Source organism: Candidatus Regiella insecticola LSR1, assembly GCF_000143625.1.
Taxonomy (GTDB): domain Bacteria; phylum Pseudomonadota; class Gammaproteobacteria; order Enterobacterales; family Enterobacteriaceae; genus Regiella; species Regiella insecticola.
Map to the genome: position 1 here is coordinate 48,874 of NZ_GL379592.1, position 20,817 is coordinate 69,690.

At 40.4% G+C, this 20,817-nt stretch carries 16 protein-coding genes and 4 pseudogenes; 16 read left to right on the forward strand and 4 right to left on the reverse strand.

The window, feature by feature from the left end; translation table 11 throughout:
- Nucleotides 1-288 precede the first annotated feature (288 nt).
- From REG_RS12175 to rpmB, 3 genes and pseudogenes are all read right to left on the reverse strand, one after another.
- Nucleotides 289-1,083, reverse strand: a pseudogene (locus REG_RS12175) (IS5 family transposase).
- 196 nt (nucleotides 1,084-1,279) lie between these two features.
- Complete coding sequence (gene rpmG, locus REG_RS05955) at nucleotides 1,280-1,447, reverse strand: 50S ribosomal protein L33 (RefSeq protein WP_006704834.1); 168 nt, start codon at nucleotides 1,445-1,447, stop codon at nucleotides 1,280-1,282.
- 11 nt (nucleotides 1,448-1,458) lie between these two features.
- On the reverse strand, nucleotides 1,459-1,695 hold the full coding sequence (gene rpmB, locus REG_RS05960) for a 50S ribosomal protein L28 (RefSeq protein ID WP_039907568.1): 237 nt from the start codon (nucleotides 1,693-1,695) through the stop codon (nucleotides 1,459-1,461).
- A gap of 447 nt (nucleotides 1,696-2,142) precedes the next feature.
- On the opposite strand from rpmB, the gene pmbA reads away from it, so the two are divergent.
- The 10 genes and pseudogenes from pmbA to REG_RS06020 all read left to right on the forward strand — a co-directional run bounded on the left by pmbA (nucleotide 2,143) and on the right by REG_RS06020 (nucleotide 12,561).
- Complete coding sequence (pmbA, locus tag REG_RS05965) at nucleotides 2,143-3,492, forward strand: metalloprotease PmbA (RefSeq protein ID WP_039907749.1); 1,350 nt, start codon at nucleotides 2,143-2,145, stop codon at nucleotides 3,490-3,492.
- Nucleotides 3,493-4,154: 662 nt separating this feature from the next.
- The gene (locus tag REG_RS05970; protein ID WP_039907570.1) at nucleotides 4,155-4,424 is read left to right on the forward strand and encodes a hypothetical protein; all 270 of its coding nucleotides are present in this window, start codon (nucleotides 4,155-4,157) and stop codon (nucleotides 4,422-4,424) included.
- A 36-nt stretch (nucleotides 4,425-4,460) separates the two neighbouring features.
- Nucleotides 4,461-5,284, forward strand: a protein-coding gene (locus REG_RS12180; RefSeq protein ID WP_260200023.1) for an IS5-like element ISRein1 family transposase whose coding sequence is annotated in 2 segments (ribosomal slippage) — nucleotides 4,461-4,848 and nucleotides 4,848-5,284 — 825 coding nt in all. Because the reading frame shifts where the segments join, the coding sequence is not laid out codon by codon here.
- Between the two features lie 52 nt (nucleotides 5,285-5,336).
- Nucleotides 5,337-6,461 (forward strand): annotated as a pseudogene (locus REG_RS14245) (TcdA/TcdB catalytic glycosyltransferase domain-containing protein); the annotation flags it as partial.
- Nucleotides 6,462-6,722: 261 nt separating this feature from the next.
- Nucleotides 6,723-7,034: a C80 family cysteine peptidase gene (locus tag REG_RS14250; protein ID WP_260200234.1), complete on the forward strand. Its 312-nt coding sequence runs from the start codon at nucleotides 6,723-6,725 to the stop codon at nucleotides 7,032-7,034.
- A 9-nt stretch (nucleotides 7,035-7,043) separates the two neighbouring features.
- Nucleotides 7,044-9,635, forward strand: a complete 2,592-nt coding sequence (locus REG_RS05995) for a TcdA/TcdB pore-forming domain-containing protein (RefSeq protein WP_006704839.1) — start codon at nucleotides 7,044-7,046, stop codon at nucleotides 9,633-9,635.
- A gap of 13 nt (nucleotides 9,636-9,648) precedes the next feature.
- A protein-coding gene (locus REG_RS12185) for an IS5-like element ISRein1 family transposase (protein ID WP_260200023.1) occupies nucleotides 9,649-10,472 on the forward strand; the annotation gives its coding sequence in 2 pieces (ribosomal slippage) (nucleotides 9,649-10,036 and nucleotides 10,036-10,472; 825 coding nt in all).
- Nucleotides 10,473-11,543, forward strand: a complete 1,071-nt coding sequence (locus REG_RS06010) for a hypothetical protein (RefSeq protein WP_006704840.1) — start codon at nucleotides 10,473-10,475, stop codon at nucleotides 11,541-11,543. It begins immediately after the preceding gene.
- A gap of 218 nt (nucleotides 11,544-11,761) precedes the next feature.
- Entirely contained in the window at nucleotides 11,762-12,115 is a 354-nt protein-coding gene (locus tag REG_RS06015) for an IS630 transposase-related protein (RefSeq protein ID WP_006704355.1), read from the forward strand.
- Between the two features lie 14 nt (nucleotides 12,116-12,129).
- Nucleotides 12,130-12,561: a transposase gene (locus REG_RS06020; RefSeq protein ID WP_006704140.1), complete on the forward strand. Its 432-nt coding sequence runs from the start codon at nucleotides 12,130-12,132 to the stop codon at nucleotides 12,559-12,561.
- 170 nt (nucleotides 12,562-12,731) lie between these two features.
- Here REG_RS06020 and REG_RS06025 read toward each other — a convergent pair.
- Nucleotides 12,732-13,192, reverse strand: a pseudogene (locus REG_RS06025) (DUF1456 family protein).
- Between the two features lie 466 nt (nucleotides 13,193-13,658).
- Between REG_RS06025 and REG_RS06030 the strand changes: the two are divergent.
- The 6 genes and pseudogenes from REG_RS06030 to glmU all read left to right on the forward strand — a co-directional run bounded on the left by REG_RS06030 (nucleotide 13,659) and on the right by glmU (nucleotide 20,724).
- The gene (locus REG_RS06030; protein ID WP_006704842.1) at nucleotides 13,659-15,107 is read left to right on the forward strand and encodes a glycosyltransferase family 39 protein; all 1,449 of its coding nucleotides are present in this window, start codon (nucleotides 13,659-13,661) and stop codon (nucleotides 15,105-15,107) included.
- 545 nt (nucleotides 15,108-15,652) lie between these two features.
- A pseudogene (gene dusB / locus REG_RS06035) lies at nucleotides 15,653-16,607 on the forward strand (tRNA dihydrouridine synthase DusB).
- Nucleotides 16,608-16,630: 23 nt separating this feature from the next.
- A complete protein-coding gene (fis, locus tag REG_RS13305; protein WP_006707796.1) occupies nucleotides 16,631-16,951 on the forward strand; it encodes a DNA-binding transcriptional regulator Fis in 321 nt (106 codons plus the stop codon).
- A gap of 440 nt (nucleotides 16,952-17,391) precedes the next feature.
- Nucleotides 17,392-17,739, forward strand: a complete 348-nt coding sequence (gene erpA / locus REG_RS06045) for an iron-sulfur cluster insertion protein ErpA (protein WP_006704844.1) — start codon at nucleotides 17,392-17,394, stop codon at nucleotides 17,737-17,739.
- Between the two features lie 587 nt (nucleotides 17,740-18,326).
- Nucleotides 18,327-19,289 (forward strand): malate dehydrogenase, encoded by a 963-nt coding sequence (gene mdh / locus REG_RS06050; RefSeq protein ID WP_006704845.1) that lies wholly within the window; start codon nucleotides 18,327-18,329, stop codon nucleotides 19,287-19,289.
- A 61-nt stretch (nucleotides 19,290-19,350) separates the two neighbouring features.
- On the forward strand, nucleotides 19,351-20,724 hold the full coding sequence (gene glmU / locus REG_RS06055; protein ID WP_006704846.1) for a bifunctional UDP-N-acetylglucosamine diphosphorylase/glucosamine-1-phosphate N-acetyltransferase GlmU: 1,374 nt from the start codon (nucleotides 19,351-19,353) through the stop codon (nucleotides 20,722-20,724).
- Nucleotides 20,725-20,817: the final 93 nt, after the last annotated feature.

A 20,817-nucleotide genomic window follows, 5' to 3' on the forward strand; every position in this document is an offset into this window, starting at 1 on the left:
TAGAAACGCTTAAAGCGTACGTTGCCAGTCAAAATAGCACTGAATAGCCATCCTTAAAGCCTTTCAGGCTTTTCGCCTTATATCCCCGCCCTTATTGGGCGTGGGTTTACGGCGAATTTTGCTAAAAGATAAAAATTTTAATTACCTTGTGTTTTAGTCCTATCTGTATCATCACCATTAATCACCCCCTCCCTCAAAACAAAACCCCACCTGCTCATTTTTTCCGGGTGTGGCGGAGCTAATTGCACATTCTGTGGTTTTACAATAGACCTCTTCGGAAACTATCATTTATCTAATTTCCATATTATAAATTGCAGCAATCAGATTAAATCTTAATCCAAAACGTTTTCGCCTGTTTCGATAACGGTCTGATACAATTTTAAATCTTTTAATCATACCAATGACATGTTCGTTTAATACACGCTGGCTTGATAAATCACGATTGTTGCATTTATCTTCTTTTGTTAAGGGATTTTTCTTTGTTTTTTTCTTAGGCAACGCCGAGTTTGAATGAATTTTGCCAAGCCCTTGGTAACCTGTATCGGTAACTGTTTTGATGTCAGGATGTATTCGCACACCAGACTCCTTGAACAACCTAAAATCATGGCGCCTCCCATTCGTAAAGCTTGACGAGCACTTGTGTTTTTAAGGTGTGTCGTTTCTTTTTTCCTGAGTAAAACGGCTTTTGTTTTTTTGGGGACGTTCAATCGGCGTTTCTGTGGCATCAATAAGAACCAGCTCATACTCCCTATCCCTTTTTAATACAGCTTTGCGTCCAGGTAGGGCAAAATCAGGATGCTTTATTAGCGTATTCTCTATCCATTTAATCGTTTCATAGCATGTGCTCTCACTCACGCCATAGCTTTGGCTGACATGAAAATAAGTGCGATATTCTCGTATATACTCCAGTGCCATTAATAAGCGCTCTTCTAAACCCCGCTTGGGTTTCCGACCTCCTTTCCCTTGCTTACTCTTATCTGCTTCATTCAATATCTTTATCATCTTTTCAAATGTACTGCGTTTAACACCCGTTAAGCGACGAAATTTTTCCTCTTCCAGTACTTTTATTACTTCATATTTCATGGCGGCTCCTTGTTCAGGAGTGTTTTACCAAAATTCCTCATGAATGCTAGTTTCCGAAGAGGTCTATTGTTAGCGCTAGCTGCTATAAATGGAGAATTTCGAACTGTAAAAAAACACCCTGTCGACTTATCGTCGCAGGGTGTGGATGGTCATCTTATTCAACTCAATCAAAGCCAGTCGTTTTAATCCACCAAAATTATTTGATTTTAGCTTCTTTGTATAGAACGTGTTTACGAATGACTGGATCAAATTTTTTGAATTCAAATTTATCTGGGCAAGTACGTTTATTTTTTGTAGTCGTATAGAAATGACCCGTACCGGCAGAAGAAACCAGCTTAATTTTCTCGCAACTACTTTTAGCCATGATTCAATTCCTCAATACTTTACGCCTTTAGCGTCAAGTGTCTTCATTACCTTTTCGATACCGTGCTTATCAATAGTACGCATAGCTTTGGTAGATATACGTAGTTTTACAAAACGTCCTTTTTCTGTGTCCCAAAAACGGTGGCTTTGTAGATTTACATTAAAACTTCGTTTAGTTGCGTTCATCGCATGAGAGCGTTTATTACCACGCATTGCGCGTTTGCCACTAACCGGACAAATTCGGGACATATCTATTTTCTCCAAAAAATCAAATCAGCGCGAGCTTCATATAGGACATGGCCGAGGTTTTACGGCACTCCGGATAAAATCAGATAAGAAACTGCTATCAGCAAAAAATATCCACTGAAAAAAGACTTTTATGCCAAATCCCCCTCATTTAAACAAATGAGGCGCTCAAAAGAGGGGCATTATACGCCTTGCAATGTAAGTGCTCAAGTCCTGAACCGTTAAAGCCAGCCGAGGTGTATTTATACCCACCGTCTTTCAAATCACCGCTAGGCGGCTAGGGCGTGAATACTAAATGATACGGGCGAACACCTGCAGCCCAACAACGCGGCGGTTTTAAAGGCGAAGGGTATATTTCCACAGCTCGTGTCAGGTGACATAGTTCCTGTTAGACTAAGTCGCATAATTTATTTCTTCCTCAATAACGAGAGTCGAGCGGTGAAAAAAGCAATGAACACTCAAGTTACAAAACAATGTAAAACACTAGAACAAGCCGTTGAGCATGCATTGCAGCTGGCCAGCCTTTCTTCTGATGCTGCTGAAGTTGCCATCACGAAAACAACGGGTATCAGCATCAGCACCCGCTCTAGTAAAGTAGAAAACGTGGAATTCAACAGTGATGGTGCGCTAGGTATCACTGTTTATCACCAACAACGCAAAGGGAGTGCATCTTCAACAGATCTCAGTCCTCATGCGATTGAACGTACAGTGAAAGCCGCGCTGGATATAGCACATCATACTTCAAGCGATCCCTTTTCAGGGATCGCAGATAAAGAGCTGCTGGCCTTTGAGGCACCAGATTTGGATCTTTTGCATGCAAGCGATTTGGATGTTGATCATGGCATTAAACTGGCAGCGCAAGCAGAGCAGACCGCATTAAGCTTTGATAAATGTATCACCCATTCTGAAGGGGGTAATTTCAATAATCATTATGGTATTAGAGTTTTTGGTAATAGTCATGGCATGTTACAAAGTTATTGTTCCAGCCGCTATTCACTTTCCTGCAGTGTGATCGCCGAAAAAGATGGTCAAATGGAGCGGGACTACGCTTATAGCGTTAGCCGCAAAATATCAGATCTGAAAAATCCTGAGTGGATCGGTCAAGAATGTGCGCGTCGTGCATTATCCCGGTTGGGTACCGTTAAATTATCCACTAGAAAAGCGCCAGTATTATTTGCCGCAGAAGTAGCAACGGGATTATTTGGCCATTTGGTTTCTGCTATCAGTGGCGGCAATATTTACCGTAAATCCACTTTTCTGCTCAATCATCTGGGTAAACAAATTTTACCTGATTGGCTGACAATAGAAGAAAAGCCACATTTACTCGGTGGGCTAGCATCTTCCCCTTTTGATAGTGAAGGGTTACGGACGGTAACACAAGATATTGTTAAAGATGGCGTACTGCAAACTTACCTATTGAGCAGTTATTCTGCCCGTAAATTGGGCTTAAAAAGCACCGGCCATGCAGGCGGGATCCACAATTGGCTGATTTCCAGTCAGGAGAAAGATTTTCAGAAGAAGGATTTTACCAGTATGCTAAAGCAACTGGGTACAGGTTTATTAGTCACAGAACTGATGGGGGACGGTGTCAATACGGTTACCGGTGACTACTCGCGTGGTGCGGCCGGATTTTGGGTTGATAAGGGTAAAATTCAATATCCGGTCAGTGGGATCACTATTGCCGGTAACTTGAAAGATATGCTGCGTAATATTGTCAGTATCGGTAGCGATATCGAAACCCGTAGTAATATTCAATGTGGTTCAGTGTTATTGCGACCGATGAAAATTGCGGGTGAATAAAATTTCATTAGACCTCTTTGGAAACCGTAGTTCGTTATGCGGAGTCAAGGCGCCCGGCGCACAGCAACCTTCGTTAACATGAAGTACATGAGGATTGCGCGCACCGGGCAACGCAGGATTCGCGTCACGCAGTAGGTTTCCGAAGAAGTCTATTGTAAATTTCACTGGCCTCGAACTTTAAATAGAAAGCCAGAGTGCGAGTATTTTGATCGGTGATGGGAGAGGCGCCAATTTTTGCATTTTGCATAAAATTGGCGTAGCATTTCGCACGATGGGGCGCCTTGCAGATAATGTTTACCCATTCTCTCCGATGTAATTAAAATAGCAGTTATTCTTTATTGCTCTATATGAATTAAAATCGATAAAAACATTTCTATTAATATGATATTCCGTAAAAGTAAATTCAAATATTTATTTTTTCATCATATAAAAATAAATCACAAATTATTTATATGTCTGATTTAAAAAACAACGCTATTAAATACATTTCATTTATTATTTCTAAATAACTGAATTAATTTATCAAATTAACACTTATGCGTTATTACCAAGAAAGTCTTAGAATTAGGTTATAAAAATATATTTTTATAACCAGAATAAAATTATAAATACAGTATTAATTTTTATTATAAAAACATCAAATGAAATGGAGCCGTAAAATAATGGAATACAGCGATGTCATTAAGCAACTAGAAAACATCACCTTAGATGAGTCGAAGTATAATAGAAAAGATTATTATAGAAAATTTATAACAGTCAGAAATCACTACTTAGCTGCAATTCACCCTTTACCCCCCGTAGAAGAAACCAAGCTTTTATTTGAAATGTTGGATTGCCTTGAGAAATGGATTTTTATTCATAATAAAAACGGTGAAAAGCGATACAGTGGTTTTTTATCCAATAGACCTCTTCGGAAACTAGCATTCATATAAGAATTTTGGTAAAACACTCCTGAACAAGGAGCCGCCATGAAATATGAAGTAATAAAAGTACTGGAAGAGGAAAAATTTCGTCGCTTAACGGGTGTTAAACGCAGTACATTTGAAAAGATGATAAAGATATTGAATGAAGCAGATAAGAGTAAGCAAGGGAAAGGAGGTCGGAAACCCAAGCGGGGTTTAGAAGAGCGCTTATTAATGGCACTGGAGTATATACGAGAATATCGCACTTATTTTCATGTCAGCCAAAGCTATGGCGTGAGTGAGAGCACATGCTATGAAACGATTAAATGGATAGAGAATACGCTAATAAAGCATCCTGATTTTGCCCTACCTGGACGCAAAGCTGTATTAAAAAGGGATAGGGAGTATGAGCTGGTTCTTATTGATGCCACAGAAACGCCGATTGAACGTCCCCAAAAAAACAAAAGCCGTTTTACTCAGGAAAAAAGAAACGACACACCTTAAAAACACAAGTGCTCGTTGATAAAAAAAGTAAAGCAGTCATCTGTACAAGCTTTACGAATGGGAGGCGCCATGATTTTAGGTTGTTTAAGGAGTCTGGTGTGCGAATACATCCTGACATCAAAACAGTTACCGATACAGGTTACCAAGGGCTTGGCAAGATTCATTCAAACTCGGCGTTGCCTAAGAAAAAGACAAAGAAAAATCCCTTAACAAAAGAAGATAAACGCAACAATCGTGCGTTATCAAGCCAGCGTGTATTAAACGAACATGTCATTGGTATGATTAAAAGATTTAAAATTGTATCAGACCGTTATCGAAACAGGCGAAAACGTTTTGGATTAAGATTTAATCTGATTGCTGCAATTTATAATATGGAAATTAGATAAATGATAGTTTCCGAAGAGGTCTAATATACTTTTAGCACGTAAAAATACCCTCATGACCGCTGTCCCTAAAATACTCCATTTTGTTTGCCTGTGTGAAATAACACACATTCAGCGGGACTATATTAATCTTTGGATAGCAGCGAATCCAGATTATGTCATCAAAATTCATACGGATAAATATGCATTTTTAGCGAGAGAGCTTGCTGTACGACTACAAAAAAAAGCCAGTAAAGAAACGTTAAACCATTCCGGTAAGGCTTTTCGAACAGCCCTTTTTTCCTGGCAAAACGATGCTTTTAACTACATAAGAAACAGAGTAGCCACAGAGGCAGGAATAGAAAGTTTTGCTAATAGTTTCGATAATTGTGTCAAAGCATTTTGTCAAGAAAGAGGGCTAGGCACTGCTGAAGAGTTAGACAACAGCTATGATGCCAATAGAAACAGGCTATCATCTGCTCAGTACTTTCTGAGGAAAGCGAATCCAACAACGGATATCACCATTATCCTCAGTGAGGATGCTTTTTTTCCTTCGCCCTCTTATTATTTAACAGAGTTGGTTCGACGAGGAAATCTGATTACTGCCAGCGAAATACTGGGCTTATAGGTGTTACAAAAAGAAGGCGGCATTTATTTAGCGACCAATGTGTTGCCCGAGATCGATGAAAAACTATTTAATGTTGGGCACCGAAGCTTAATTCAGACCAGTATTCAGGATCCTCAAGGTGTGGAAAGCAAAGCAGTCATTGCCAGTTGTATCCTAGATGCATTAATGGAAAAAACCGATCCGGAAACGGGTACCAGCAAAATACTCGCCCGTGAAAAGTTGATTAAGGACTACCCGGTTTACAATATTGATTCAGCAAGACGGACAAAAATAGAAACGATAATACAACGTGCTATAGAAAAGAAAATTCCCTTGTTTAAAAGCCTTGGTGTCGTCAAAGTCGACCCTTTTTTTCGCTGTTGTTACGCTGATGGTTATGCCAAAGCGGTGGCCGTAAAAAAGTTTGATGATCAAGAAGGCATTCCATTTATTACTCACTTATTAAGCAATTTTGCTAAGACATATGCCATCATTGAAAAATACAATCCCCTCACTCTCAAGCTAACCGAGCCAGCTTTACGGCAATCTCTTATTTCTGAGATTGAGGCAGAGATAAAACGCGCAAATCTACAGCTCAGTGCTAAGGCGGTTCTTTCTTACCGTTGGGATATTCTAAATCAATATGAACAAACTAGCCCTGAACTGTTGGGCACCCCTGCCTATAATGTTGCTTATGCTCAACTATTGGATAATATGCTCGATCCGGTACTTAATGAAAAGGGTCAGCCGATACGGCCAACCAATGCCCTGATCTTTCAAAAAAAGTTCACGCCTTCTTTCAATGCTATCACCCCATTAACCGAAGAGGTATCACGCTCGCAATTAATGGGACCCATGTATTATCTTGAACCCTTTTCTAACAGCCCTCAATATGGCGGCCAATATATTATACAAATTCATAATGATGAGATTAGCACCAAAACGGCGCGGTTTTTATACCATCAAAACAGAGATATTAGCGATTGGTATCGTTACGATGAAGCTAAAAATACCCTTAGCCTACAACCCGATACCCTGGCTAGAGTCAATAAGGGAAAATATATTGTGTGGGCTGGAAACGGTCAGCCTATACCCCTCTTACATGCCTTAAAAATTACAGCATCATTGAAAGCGATGCTGCCGATCAATATCACTAGGACAGAATAGCTGATCCTGGTGGCTTGTCAACCAGAGCCAAACCTGATAGCAAGCAACAATCATCGCTTTATCAAAAGTCTCTATGATGCTTTTGATAAGAGTGATCGTAAAATAAGCATTGATCGCATTGTGGTGCAAGAAAAGCTTTTTACTGTTGATAGCATGGGGCGTCAATGGCAGGGAAAATTGCCTGTAGTCAGCGCAGATAACTCAGCCGTAGCCGAAATAACGTGGGAAAATGTAATAGAAAGTGACAAAGTTGGGATCGCCACGAGATCGACCAATATGACGCTGTCTTATACCACTCGGCCTCTTGTCGAAGATAGGGTGATGCGCAATAAAATCATCGCTATGGCGACATTTAACCCAACCCCTTTTGCGCTGGGTTCCGTGATGGAAATTCCTCTGATTCCCCCTGAAAAACTAGAAGAGTGGATGAAGGATCCTCACAAACTCGATGGATGGATAGATCAAGCAACAGCTAAAGGGATGCTAGACAGTATTAAGCAAGGTGTGGTGGTGACTGTTGCCGAGAGCATGGCACTCATCGCCGCGATGGGTGCAGTGGATCACGAGCTTATCATCAGCGATCCTGATCTTACCAAGATCTCGGTAGTGATGCAGGCATTAAGGCTGAGCCTTGAAGTTGAAACTTACACACAGTGGTATGAACTGCTTGATTTTAGTTGCGGTAAAATTGAATTCAATCTGCTCGTCAATACCCTTTTTCCAACACAGACTGCGCGAGATCACGCTTTTGGGTGCCTTCAATGGCGGGTCAGCAGCAAACGTATCACCTTTTTCAACCTTAATCTCAATAAAGACGGCAGTGCGACGAGCATACGTCAAGGAATGAAAAGTAAAGCCGCCATTAAAGCCATTTTTTTGGGTAGCCTGGAAGGGCTTTTATTGCCGGATAGCCAAGTCGGCACCAGAGACAATCTTATAAAACAGGCTAGGCATCGCGTCGACAGCCTCGAGATCAATTTAAACAGCCTGCAAAATACCGCTCAAACACCTCATGCTCCGCTCAAACGTTACTATTACTCATTGTGGGAGCCTAAACCCAGCTTGCAGCAACGGGACAGCCCCCTGGGGCTAGAAAATTATATCAACAGTAATGACATACTGAGAGCCATGCAATTACATTGGCGGGCAGGAAATCATCCCAGTTTCGATTATGCTGTCCTGTACTCGCAACATCAGGCATGGAAACGTATCAATCATAATGTATTGAACGAAAGCCGACTCGCGCCAGGAGAGTGGGTGATCTTATTTTCGACACTGCGATATGATCCGATCGATCAACTCTACACTATCAGCTATTTAAACATTTCTGACCATAATATAACCGATATCACCACTCGGGAGCCTTTTTTTGCTGAGATGAGGATGTATTTAGATAAAAAAATTGCATTGATTAAGCACCATCACCCATTGATGAAGAAAAAAAGCCAGATTGCCAGAGCGGTTGGCCGTACCGGTGGAACTGGAGGCTTTGCCAATTTTGACGATTCAATCCTGTCTATTTACCATTTTTTTAGCCAAGCAGTCTCCGTCACTCACGAGAAAAAAGAACCGCTCTCTTTCGCCATAAAACTGCACACTTGGATCTCTTTATTAGGCGATATTAATAACATCAGCAGCATGGCCTCTACTCTGACTGATGGTAGTGAAAGATTACTGGAGTCTGCTGTACAAAACGACTGGCTATTCAAGCGTTTTACCGGAACCATTAATGCTTTATGGAATCCCAGTTATCGTATTGCCTCCTCGCCGGCTATAAAAAAAATAGGGAACGCTACCACAACAACCAGTTTTGCATTAACGGCCATTAGTTTTGTATTCAATAGCTATGAATACTATCAAGCCAAAAATGATCTGCAACGCAGTCACGCTATCGTCAGAATGGCATTCGATGGGGTGAACTTTGCATTCACCGTGGGAAGTTTATGGTCTCTTGGTTTTAGTCCAACGTTGGCTCCTTTTTTGATCGTCATTGGTGCCGGTTATGGTTTATCTAAACTGAGTGAAGAAGTCAGTTATCTCTTAGGAGAAAATACTGACAATATTACCAAAGCACAACTGTGCGGAATCAAATTTAATCAAATAAAACAGGGTTTTGAGCAGGGCGGCTTTACTGTCGTTAATGATAAGGTATTGGTGCCTGTCGAGGGCGCGGTAATGAAAAGAATTCATTTGGAGAATACCAGAAGACCCTATGTCATCTTTGATGATATCGGTGTACAAATGCACAAAAAAACGGCTCAAGGGAAAGATCTAACCATTAACAAAGCGGATCCTTATGACCCTGTTCATTACATCAATCTGAGAGCATTAAGCGGAATAGAAGAAAACCAAGCCATTACTATCGCTGATCTCCCCATAGGCGATCAACCTGCCGTGAATACAGTGATCTTACCCAAGACACCTCGAACTAAAATTGATCCTAAGTATAAGGCAGTAGTAGCCTTTATGAATCAGCGTGGTGATATTGAGTTTGATGCCATGCGTTTTTTTGCTGAAAAAGATCCCCATTTCATTTATTTATTTCATCAGACCTCTTCGGAAACTAGCATTCATATAAGAATTTTGGTAAAACACTCCTGAACAAGGAGCCGCCATGAAATATGAAGTAATAAAAGTACTGGAAGAGGAAAAATTTCGTCGCTTAACGGGTGTTAAACGCAGTACATTTGAAAAGATGATAAAGATATTGAATGAAGCAGATAAGAGTAAGCAAGGGAAAGGAGGTCGGAAACCCAAGCGGGGTTTAGAAGAGCGCTTATTAATGGCACTGGAGTATATACGAGAATATCGCACTTATTTTCATGTCAGCCAAAGCTATGGCGTGAGTGAGAGCACATGCTATGAAACGATTAAATGGATAGAGAATACGCTAATAAAGCATCCTGATTTTGCCCTACCTGGACGCAAAGCTGTATTAAAAAGGGATAGGGAGTATGAGCTGGTTCTTATTGATGCCACAGAAACGCCGATTGAACGTCCCCAAAAAAACAAAAGCCGTTTTACTCAGGAAAAAAGAAACGACACACCTTAAAAACACAAGTGCTCGTTGATAAAAAAAGTAAAGCAGTCATCTGTACAAGCTTTACGAATGGGAGGCGCCATGATTTTAGGTTGTTTAAGGAGTCTGGTGTGCGAATACATCCTGACATCAAAACAGTTACCGATACAGGTTACCAAGGGCTTGGCAAGATTCATTCAAACTCGGCGTTGCCTAAGAAAAAGACAAAGAAAAATCCCTTAACAAAAGAAGATAAACGCAACAATCGTGCGTTATCAAGCCAGCGTGTATTAAACGAACATGTCATTGGTATGATTAAAAGATTTAAAATTGTATCAGACCGTTATCGAAACAGGCGAAAACGTTTTGGATTAAGATTTAATCTGATTGCTGCAATTTATAACATGGAAATTAGATAAATGATAGTTTCCGAAGAGGTCTATCGAAGCTTGAACATACCCAATCCTCTTTCTATTTTGAGCAAACTCGAGCAGAAGGTGGGTTTCGACTGGATGCTGATCAATGATCTTCAGTATCACTATGAAAAAACGGATATCAACATTTATTTCGGTAATAACAATTACAACGTGATGCTACAGGGGATTAAAGAAGATCAAAAAATCACAGATTCGGTTAGCAAAAACTATTTACATTACCGCTTTTATGGCTCGGAGCAGGGAAGTGCAACGATTTTTTTGGTATTCAATCGGGGACAGGCTGATATTACCATCGCACGTAGTAACCCAAATATCGTTTGGATCATCAATGCTAATCATCCCTATATTCCTGAGATGTCATTTGAGGTGACTAATGAGGGTTATAAATTGTTTGACGTTAACGCAGATGAATACGGGGACAAAAATAGCATTGCGATAAAGGTTATTGATCGCGCTAACACCAACATCACTTTTCAGCTTCCCTTGGGAATTATTAGCATAAAGTGTGATGAGAAAAATTCATGTAAGCGTATTGTTAGAGAATTTAACGCGGATCAGTTTATTTATTATCTAACAAAACAAACCATCCAGATCCTTGATCCTAAGAAGGAGACGAAGCGCATGTCTCCAGCAAGGAAAAAATTAGAACTGACAAGACGCTATTTGCGACTCATGATTCAAAATACCCATTTTTCGCCGAATTATATTCCAGTAAAAAAACTTTCACTGATCGGTGATGAAAAGAGCGATCAGGTTTACTATTCTACCTACGACGAACAATTTTTTCATACGGCAAACAAGCCCGGTACGCTGTTTGAAGATACCAATCGTACTGATGTCCACGTTCTTTTTTTCGGTGAGAAGTATGCCTGGTTTAAGGGAGATTTATTGATGCAGGTGGCGTCTGAGGGTCTTGAGCATCTTTACTACTATCGAAATCTCTTTTGGCTATCAGAAATTAAGACGCATCGCGCTTGCAACACATTTATCTGCCCTTGTGTCATCTACCCGATGTGCTTGATACTCAAAATCCCCTCACGCGGGAAAAAATAGCGCTCCCTTCTCAATCCACCCTCACCCTCATAACTCAGCCCAAAGATATCACCCGATACATCGTTTTTGAACAACGCTATCAAGCCATTGATCATCAACAACCGCTGATTATGAGGTACAAAATTGATACTCAATATCCTCAAAAAGGATTGATATGGCTTAGGTGTTATAAATTGACGTACAATATCGAAATGATTTATTGACCTATAAATACCAAAATGACTTATCCCTTAAAATTTCGTCAACATGTATTGGCTTTCAAAAAGAAAGAAGCCCTCACTTATGCTGAAACCGCCGACCGTTTTGGTGTAGGAAGTGCCAGTTTGATGCGATGGGCGAAACGCCTGGAGCCTTGTTTGACGCGTAATAAACCCGCTACCAAAATAAACAGAGCGGCGTTGATTCTGGATGTGGAAACCTACCCTGACGCGTCTCAGCACGAGCGGGCGCCACGGATGGGTGTGAGTGCCAGGGGTATCTGTGATGCCTTAAAGCGGGCGGGTTTTAGCTATAAAAAAAACATTTTATCCCCCCAAAGCCGACGTCCAAGCTCGAAAAGATTTTCAGACTAAGCTCCAGGGCTAACGTGGATGAAAGCGGTTTTGCTCATGATATGCCGCGTCTTTATGGTTATTCAGTGAAAGGGAAGCGCTGTTACGGCCAACACGATTGCCATGCCAAAGCACGTACTAATGTCATTGGTGCACAGCTTAACGGAAAATTAACTACGGTTTGTACCTTCGACTGCCATATCAACAGCGATATTTTTTATGCCTGGGTCACCCAAGATTTACTGCCAAAATCCCCTCCAGGGGCAGTCCTTGTGATGGATAATGTGCGCTTCCATAAACGCCAAGACATCCAGACTGCTATACAGAAAGCTGGCTTTATTCTCGAATATCTCCCCACGTATTCTCCTGACATGAATCCCATTGAGCACAAATGGGCTCAAGCTAAAGCCCTTCGCAGAAAGCGACTATGTGATATCGATACCTTGTTTTCTGACCCTTTATTTTAAATCAATTTATACCGCATAAGCCATAATTATGCAAAGATCATTTAATTTTTAAGAGCCTATTCCAAATCTTCTTAAGCGACACTTAGGCGAGGAAAAAATGGGCGAAAAAACACAGTTGCCTTTTTTGTACAAAACAAGGGAGCAAATGAGCATTTTGATATGTAAGAAGTCTAACTGCGAATACGTAGAGTGAGTCCCTTTAAAAAATGACGTAATAGTTGATCGCCACATAAACGAAAATTTTTACTGCCTTCTTTGCGGAAAAGCGCATTTAATTCCGGTTTGCTTACAGGAAAATCAACCGAAAGAAAGAGAGCATGCATATCACTATCTTTCAACGAAAAAGCCACCCGTAATTTTTTTAAAAAAATATTATTATTTAATTTAACTTCAATATTAGGAAGCGGAAATTTATCATTTTTACCACGTTTAAAAAAATCAAACCATTAAGAAAATGTACCATTACCTCATCAGAGCAATATTGATAACCTGCTTCATTGTCTTTTTTAAGAAAACTAATAACATCTAGATTATTAATCTGATAACCTGTTAATTTAATAATGTCGACTATTTTAGCATCATTAACATTAAGCATATAGCGAATACTACGTAGTACATCATTATTAATCATCTCTTATCCTATTTTTAATTTTATTTAATAATAAAATCTGGTTGTAATAAAAATTCATTTCAAATTTTAAAAAAATATCATCAGCACTTATATTTATTTTCATCTAAAATAAATATAGTGATAACAATAATATTTTCACTTTCATTCGGTACAATTCATTTAATAAAAATGCCAGCAACTAGGCCAAAAAAATTCATGATAGCATACCCCTATAAAACCTCCAATTAAACGACAAGGACAATAGATATAATTGAAGTTAATTTCTACGAAAATGTGAATTCAAGATACTTACTGACATATAAAAATCATCACCCTCCGTTATACCCTTCGCCTTTGAACCCCGCGTTGTTGACTGCAGGGGTTCGCCTAGCGGCAACGTGAAGGACTGTGGGTATATCATGGTAAATCAGTATGTTCTACGTTAAAATAATACAAAAATTATTGAATAAATTAAGGCAATAAATTCATGAAGGTACATAATTCTAGCATAATGCCTGCTCTTTTTTTTATCGTTTTTTATGCCATTGCATGGACATTCGCGAGTTATCTTTTTGATCCATCCGTACCCTATGATGCTATTGAGGCATTAAATTGGGCAAGCAACTATGAGTTTGGTTCACCAAAAAATCCTTATCTAGTCGGTGCGGCAATGCTCCCTGCCTTGTTTTTTAATAAACTGATTCCCTTTGATTTTTATTGGTATGCAACACATTTTCTCGCTATATCTATTGGTATGTTTGGAATATGGTTACTGAGCTTACGTCTTTTTTATTGTCATGTTATGGCTTTTTTTTCCTTAATGAGTTTAAATATAAGTGGTATTATTAATTTTGATATAATTCCCTATAACGATAATTATCTACTTGTTATGCTTTGGCCCTATCTATTCCTTTTTTTTATTAAAGCAATTTATGACAATAAAAAATATTGGTTATTACTCGCATTATTTTGTGGGTTAGCAACAATGTCAAAATATTCTTCATTATCTTTTTTACCTTTTATGCTGTCTTATATTTTAATAACTAAAGAAGGCAGGAAAGCTTTTAAATATAAAGAATTTTATTTTTCAATTCTGCTGTTCATTTGTATCATTGCACCTAATGCTCTGTGGCTTTATGAACATGATTTTGCTGCATTTGATTGGGTTGGTTCACAAATAGATCCAGGTCTCAATGGCAAAATTTTTATTGCTTTTTTGTCTGTTTTTTATCCGGTGATTATAGTGGGATTAATTTTATTTCCACTCGGTGGAAAAATAGAATCACCGAATACAAAAGAAAAGCGAGCGGTTATTTTCGTTTTATTGCCACCTGTTTTTATAATATTCATTTATTTTCTTTTTAATAACGGTGGACGGATAACAGAATGGTTACAACCTTTTTCAATTATAGCACCGCTATTAACATTGCTATTTATAAATGTAGAAAAAATAAAATGCTGGAATAAAATAAATTTAGGCTTATTATTTTTTGCCATTCTGGTTGTTTCCGGTTACGTTTTAGTACTCACTAAAGATATTCGTGGAGCAGGTTCGAAGCGTAATTATATAAAACCTATCAGCTTAGAATTAAATAATTTATGGCAGAAACACTATAATGTGCCATTAAAATATGTGGGAGGAGGAAACCTATCTGAGTGGTTAATATTTTATGCGCCTGATCACCCGGAAATTACGACTAAGTGGTCAAATCAACAAAAACCTAATGTTTATAATGTAGATATCACTGAAGAAAACATTATAACTGACGGGGGATTATTCCTGAGTGAGAGCGGAATGAATTGCCAGCAAGCCGATTTTAGTAACGTAAAAAAAGATTTTCCTACTCTCAATTTGTCACAAAAATATGACTATAACTTTATAACGAAACAAGGTGAAACAATCACCCTGTGTTTAGCTTTTGTACCACCAAAATGATGAGTTGATTTACCCAACCTATAAATTCTACGGAGGAGCGCAAACATTACAAACAGTACTGCAAGCGACGACAACACTTATAATCAAATTAGAATGATTTGGCTATATGACAGCAATAAGTACATTTAATTAATTGTTATATAAAAAATTAAAATTGATTAGTAATGGTTCATCATTTATTGATCTTTTTACATCAATTGCTTAAAGTTTGTCCTTTCATCTTAGAGTAAAAATGCGTAACATACGCGCCTTTACGTATCAAGTACGGTTATCTTTTATCCGGTATGGCGTAAAACCTCGGCCTTTAGGGTGGGGATATAAGGCCTGGTTTTCCAACTAACCTGTGTTAAAATGCTGCGGCTAACAGCGAAAGCTTCGGCATAGCTATGACGGCAGTCAATACCTCAGGGCATGCGGGATATTAAGCCTGTGGAGAGTCGGCGCAGCTAGGCCGCTCTATGAAATAGGAACCCACTGAGGCGAGTCAAGCCTCGATCTGAACGCGGTAGGAATCCGCGCCATTGATGGCGCGGAGGATGTCAACTATGTATATTGGACAATTACAGCTTAACAATTGCTTGATCGCTGCTCCGATGGCGGGTATTACAGACCGTCCCTTCAGGGCATTGTGTTTAGCAATGGGCGCTGGAATGGCAGTATCTGAAATGCTTTCTTCCAACCTGGAAGTATGGCAAACCGATAAGTCGCGTTTACGTAGAATACATAAAGATGAAGCAGGAATTCGTACCGTACAAATTGCCGGTAGTGATCCCGATGAGATGGCGGCGGCGGCCAAAATCAATGTGGCAAACGGCGCTCAAATCATTGATATCAACATGGGATGTCCCGCTAAAAAGGTTAACCGCAAATTAGCAGGATCTGCGTTACTAAAGTATCCCAATTTGGTTAAACAAATTATTACTGCGGTAGTCGATGCGGTGGATGTGCCTGTAACACTGAAAATACGTACTGGTTGGGTTCCTGAAAACCGTAATTGTGTAGAAATTGCTCAATTGGCCGAGTGCTGTGGTATACAGGCTTTGACTATTCATGGCCGAACCCGTTCTTGCCTATTTAATGGTGAGGCGGAATACGATAGCATTCGTGCTGTTAAGCAAAATGTCACTATTCCTGTAATAGCCAATGGTGACATTACTAACCCGCATAAAGCCAAAGTGGTACTCGACTATACTGGGGCAGATGCCTTGATGATAGGTCGCGCTGCTCAGGGAAGACCTTGGATCTTCCGGGAAATCCAGCATTATCTGGACACTGGGGAGTTGCTGCCACCAATGCCATTAGAAACAGTGCAGCACTTGTTAAACAATCACATACGAGAATTGCATGACTTTTATGGTCCAGGTAAAGGATTTCGTATTGCTCGTAAGCACGTGTCTTGGTATCTCAAAGAACACGCCCCAAACGACCAGTTCCGGCGCACATTCAATGCCATTGAAGAAGCTAGAGGCGTTGAAGGTATATTTCGAAAATCTTGCATAAACAAAAAAAGAGCGGACAGAACTATGTTTGAACAACAAAGAAATGCTGAATTAGAACAACAAGTAGATATTGAAGTACCGACTATCGTGCCTGGAATTTTATCAGATAAAGCTACGCAAAAACCTTTGCGTGACTCAGTTAAACAGGCCTTAAAAAATTATTTAGCACAGCTTAATGGTCAGGATGTTAACGACCTGTACGAATTAGTCTTGGCTGAAGTTGAACAACCTCTGTTAGATCAGATAATGCAATACACTCGTGGCAATCAAACACGTGCTGCTACAATGATGGGCATTAACCGTGGCACATTACGTAAAAAATTAAAGAAATACAGCCTGAACTGATACCGGTGAGTTGATGCTGGGTACAGTGAATACATAGACTTCTTGCAAAATAGTTCAAGGTGCCCGGCGCACAGCAACCGTAGTGCTCATGCGAGTACATGAGGGTTGTCGGCACCGGTGTATATAGCCGAATCAAATTAAACTGATTTGGCTATAATGCAGAAATTCACACCGCGCAGTAGGTTTGCAAGAAGTTTAAAGTATCAGCGGGCACAAGAGATTTCACCGGCTTTAATATACCCTTCGCCTTTGAAGTTGCCGCTAGCGGTCAGGATGTGAGACCGATGAGCGTAGATATACAATGAAGGCGATGGCTCGTAGCCAACAACACGGCGGCTTCAAAGGCGAAGGGTATAAAAAACAAAAGGTATTATCCTCATCAGGCTAATGCTTTTTAACGCTAGCAACATGCAACTTGAACAGGGTAGAGAATATAAAAGATGAGTGAAAACACCGCGCCAATGCCTGTGCAGTTTACCGAAGCAGCAGCTAACAAGGTTAAGCGACTGATAGACTATGAAAATAATCCGCGTCTGAAGCTACGTGTTTACATTACCGGCGGGGGATGTAGTGGGTTTCAGTATGGTTTTACTTTTGATGAAAAAATAAACGACGGAGATATGACTATTGAAAAACAAGGTGTTGTATTAGTCGTCGACCCCATGAGTCTCCAATATTTGGTAGGGGGAGCAGTTGACTACACCGAAGGGTTAGAAGGATCACGCTTTATTGTGAGCAATCCTAACGCGAAAACGACCTGTGGCTGCGGCTCCTCATTTAGTATCTAAATTCAATGATAGGCAGATATTTGCATTAATTTGCCAATATTTTCCACAAAAATTATACCCCTCTTTCAGCCAATATCCGTGCTGTTGACATCCCCCTGCCACAGTAGATTAGCCAAATCAATGCCAGCCATCACACCCTGTGTCATTACCAAAATAGTGATAATGAACCAAGGCTTCTATCTTTTTACTCCGTTTTTTCATCACTTGAACGCCGCTCAAAAAAAATTTCGAATAGTCTCTATAGAAGGAAGCGGTGGAAGTTTGTTTTGCTAAAATCCTATTGTGTTTAGTAACGCAATAACCTAGAGTCCATCACAATATAGCCAAACCAGTTTAATTTGATTTAAGTGTTGTCGTCGCTTGCCGTACTATTTGTACTGTCTGCGCTCCTTCGCCTTGAATCAAATTAAACTGATTCGGCTATATACCCTTCGTCTTTGAAGCCACCGCGTTGTTGACTGTGGATGCTTCGCCGAATCAGGTAGTATATCTATGCTCATCGGTCGGTCGCTCTGGCAGCCGAAGGCAACTTCAAAGACGAAGGGTATAGATTTCTTGCTGGTTAATGTAAATTTAGGAGTATTACGATGAAAGTTACTGTTCTTGGTGCCGCAGGCGGTATTGGTCAAGCGCTCGCTCTGTTACTTAAAACACAATTGCCTAAAGGCTCAGCGCTTTCTCTTTATGATGTTGCGCCGGTTACTCCAGGGGTTGCTGCTGATCTGAGTCATATTCCAACTGCCGTAACAATTGAAGGATTTACGGGGACAGATGCAACCGACGCGCTAAAAGAAGCGGATATTGTTTTGATCGCCGCGGGTGTAGCACGTAAACCAGGGATGGAACGTGATGATCTCTTTAACGTCAATGCCGGTATTGTAAAAAATTTAGTGGAGCAAATAGCCACAACCTGTCCAAAAGCGTTAATTGGTATTATTACTAATCCGGTTAACACCACGGTTCCCATCGCGGCTGAAGTGCTGAAAAAAGCGGGAGTCTACGATAAAAATAAACTCTTTGGTATTACAGCGCTAGATAGTTTACGAGCCTGTACTTTTGTTGCTCAATCAAAGGGAAAACAACCCGAAGAAATCAATGTATCCGTGATCGGCGGGCACTCGGGTGCCACTATTTTGCCGTTGCTATCACAGATCTCTGGCCTGAGTTTTTCTGAGCAAGAGGTTATTGACCTGACTAAGCGTATTCAAAACGCGGGAACTGAAGTAGTAAAAGCCAAAGCCGGAGGCGGATCCGCCACTCTCTCTATGGCACAGGCCGCCGCGCGTTTTGCACTTTCTTTGGTGCGCGCATTCCAGGGTGAAAAAGGTATTATTGAATGCGCTTACGTTGATGTTGACGGTAATGGTGAACATACCCGTTTTTTTGCTCAGCCTGTTTTACTGGGTAAGGAAGGAATTTGTAAACGTGAAAAAATAGGCAAATTGAGTGCTTTTGAGCAACAAGCACTGGACAACATGCTGGATGAGTTGAGAGGGGATATTAGTAAGGGCGAAAAATTCGTTACTACGCCTAACAATCGTGATAAATAAAATTTTATCGATTGATCATCAATAACGTTAGTTAAAATACAACACCAAAGAAAGATTATTTATGTCAAACCGTCCGATAAGTGTCGTTATTCTTGCTGCCGGCAAAGGGACACGAATGTGTTCAGATTTGCCTAAAGTATTACATCCCCTGGCAGGTAAAGCGCTCATCCAACACGTGATTGATACGGTCTTAAAATTAAAGCCCCGCTGTACTCATATCATTTATGGCCATGCAGGCGAATTACTAAAAAAAGCGCTGCCTGATCCTAGATTGAACTGGGTATTACAACAAAAACAGCAGGGCACCGGACATGCTGTGTTGCAGGCTGCGCCTTATTTTTCCGATGATGAAGATGTTCTCATTCTCTATGGTGATGTGCCATTGATATTGTTAGAGACATTGAAGCGACTGTTAAGTGCTAAACCCGTCGGTGGTATCTGCCTGCTAACCGCCAAATTGGATGATCCCTGTGGTTACGGTCGAATTTTACGTAAAAAGGGTGAATTGATTGGCGTTATCGAGCATAAAGACGCTGACGAGCATCAACGGGAAATCAATGAAATCAACAGTGGTATTTTGGTGGCTACTGGCGGCGATCTAAAACGTTGGTTATCTATGCTGAATAACGATAATGCGCAGGGAGAATTTTATCTTACTGACATTATTGCCTTCGCTTGTGCTGAGAATAAAAAAATAACGGCGATTCATCCCGCCCGCGTGAGTGAAGTGGAAGGCGTCAATAATCATTTACAGTTAGCCAATCTTGAACGGATATTTCAATCGGAACAAGCAACAAAACTCCTCTTGTCAGGCTTGAAATTACGTGATCCTAGCCGTTTTGATTTAAGGGGAGAATTGTCTTATGGCCGCGATATCACTATCGATACTAATGTTATTATTGAAGGCCGTGTCAGCTTGGGTGATCGGGTATGGATCGGCACTGGGTGTGTGTTAAAAAATTCGGTGATCGGCAACGATTGTCACATTGAACCTTACAGCATATTAGAAAATGCCTGCTTAAATAGCGCTTGTCGTGTTGGGCCATTCTCTCGTTTACGTCCAGGGAGTGAATTAGCCGAAAAGGCTCAGGTCGGTAATTTTGTCGAGATAAAAAATACGCAATTAGGTAAAGGCTCTAAAGCGAATCATCTTTCTTATTTAGGCGATGCTGAAATTGGCTCTGGTGTGAATATTGGTGCTGGAACTATTACCTGCAATTATGATGGTGCTAATAAACATAAAACCATCATTGGCGATGATGTGTTTATCGGCTCTGATAGCCAATTGATAGCCCCGGTAACGCTCGCTCATGGTGTCACTGTTGGGGCAGGTACAACAGTGACCGATAATGCCGAGGCACATGAGTTGATATTAAGCCGTGTTAAACAACGTCATATTAAGCAATGGCAGCGGCCGAAAAAAAAGCTTAAGTGACTTGTCATACCCTTCGGCTGCCAGGGCGACCGATGATCGTAGATAGATCATGAAGGCGAGCACCCGCAGCCAACGCCGCCGTAATTTGAAAGG

Bases quoted from the DNA above. Each gene is read 5' to 3' on its own strand.
- rpmG (WP_006704834.1), bottom strand. From the start codon at position 1,447: ATGGCTAAAAGTAGTTGCGAGAAAATTAAGCTGGTTTCTTCTGCCGGT.
- rpmB (WP_039907568.1), bottom strand. From the start codon at position 1,695: ATGTCCCGAATTTGTCCGGTTAGTGGCAAACGCGCAATGCGTGGTAAT.
- pmbA (WP_039907749.1), top strand. From the start codon at position 2,143: ATGAACACTCAAGTTACAAAACAATGTAAAACACTAGAACAAGCCGTT.
- REG_RS05970 (WP_039907570.1), top strand. From the start codon at position 4,155: ATGGAATACAGCGATGTCATTAAGCAACTAGAAAACATCACCTTAGAT.
- REG_RS14250 (WP_260200234.1), top strand. From the start codon at position 6,723: ATGTATTATCTTGAACCCTTTTCTAACAGCCCTCAATATGGCGGCCAA.
- REG_RS06010 (WP_006704840.1), top strand. From the start codon at position 10,473: ATGATAGTTTCCGAAGAGGTCTATCGAAGCTTGAACATACCCAATCCT.
- REG_RS06015 (WP_006704355.1), top strand. From the start codon at position 11,762: ATGACTTATCCCTTAAAATTTCGTCAACATGTATTGGCTTTCAAAAAG.
- REG_RS06030 (WP_006704842.1), top strand. From the start codon at position 13,659: ATGAAGGTACATAATTCTAGCATAATGCCTGCTCTTTTTTTTATCGTT.
- fis (WP_006707796.1), top strand. From the start codon at position 16,631: ATGTTTGAACAACAAAGAAATGCTGAATTAGAACAACAAGTAGATATT.
- erpA (WP_006704844.1), top strand. From the start codon at position 17,392: ATGAGTGAAAACACCGCGCCAATGCCTGTGCAGTTTACCGAAGCAGCA.
- mdh (WP_006704845.1), top strand. From the start codon at position 18,327: ATGAAAGTTACTGTTCTTGGTGCCGCAGGCGGTATTGGTCAAGCGCTC.
- glmU (WP_006704846.1), top strand. From the start codon at position 19,351: ATGTCAAACCGTCCGATAAGTGTCGTTATTCTTGCTGCCGGCAAAGGG.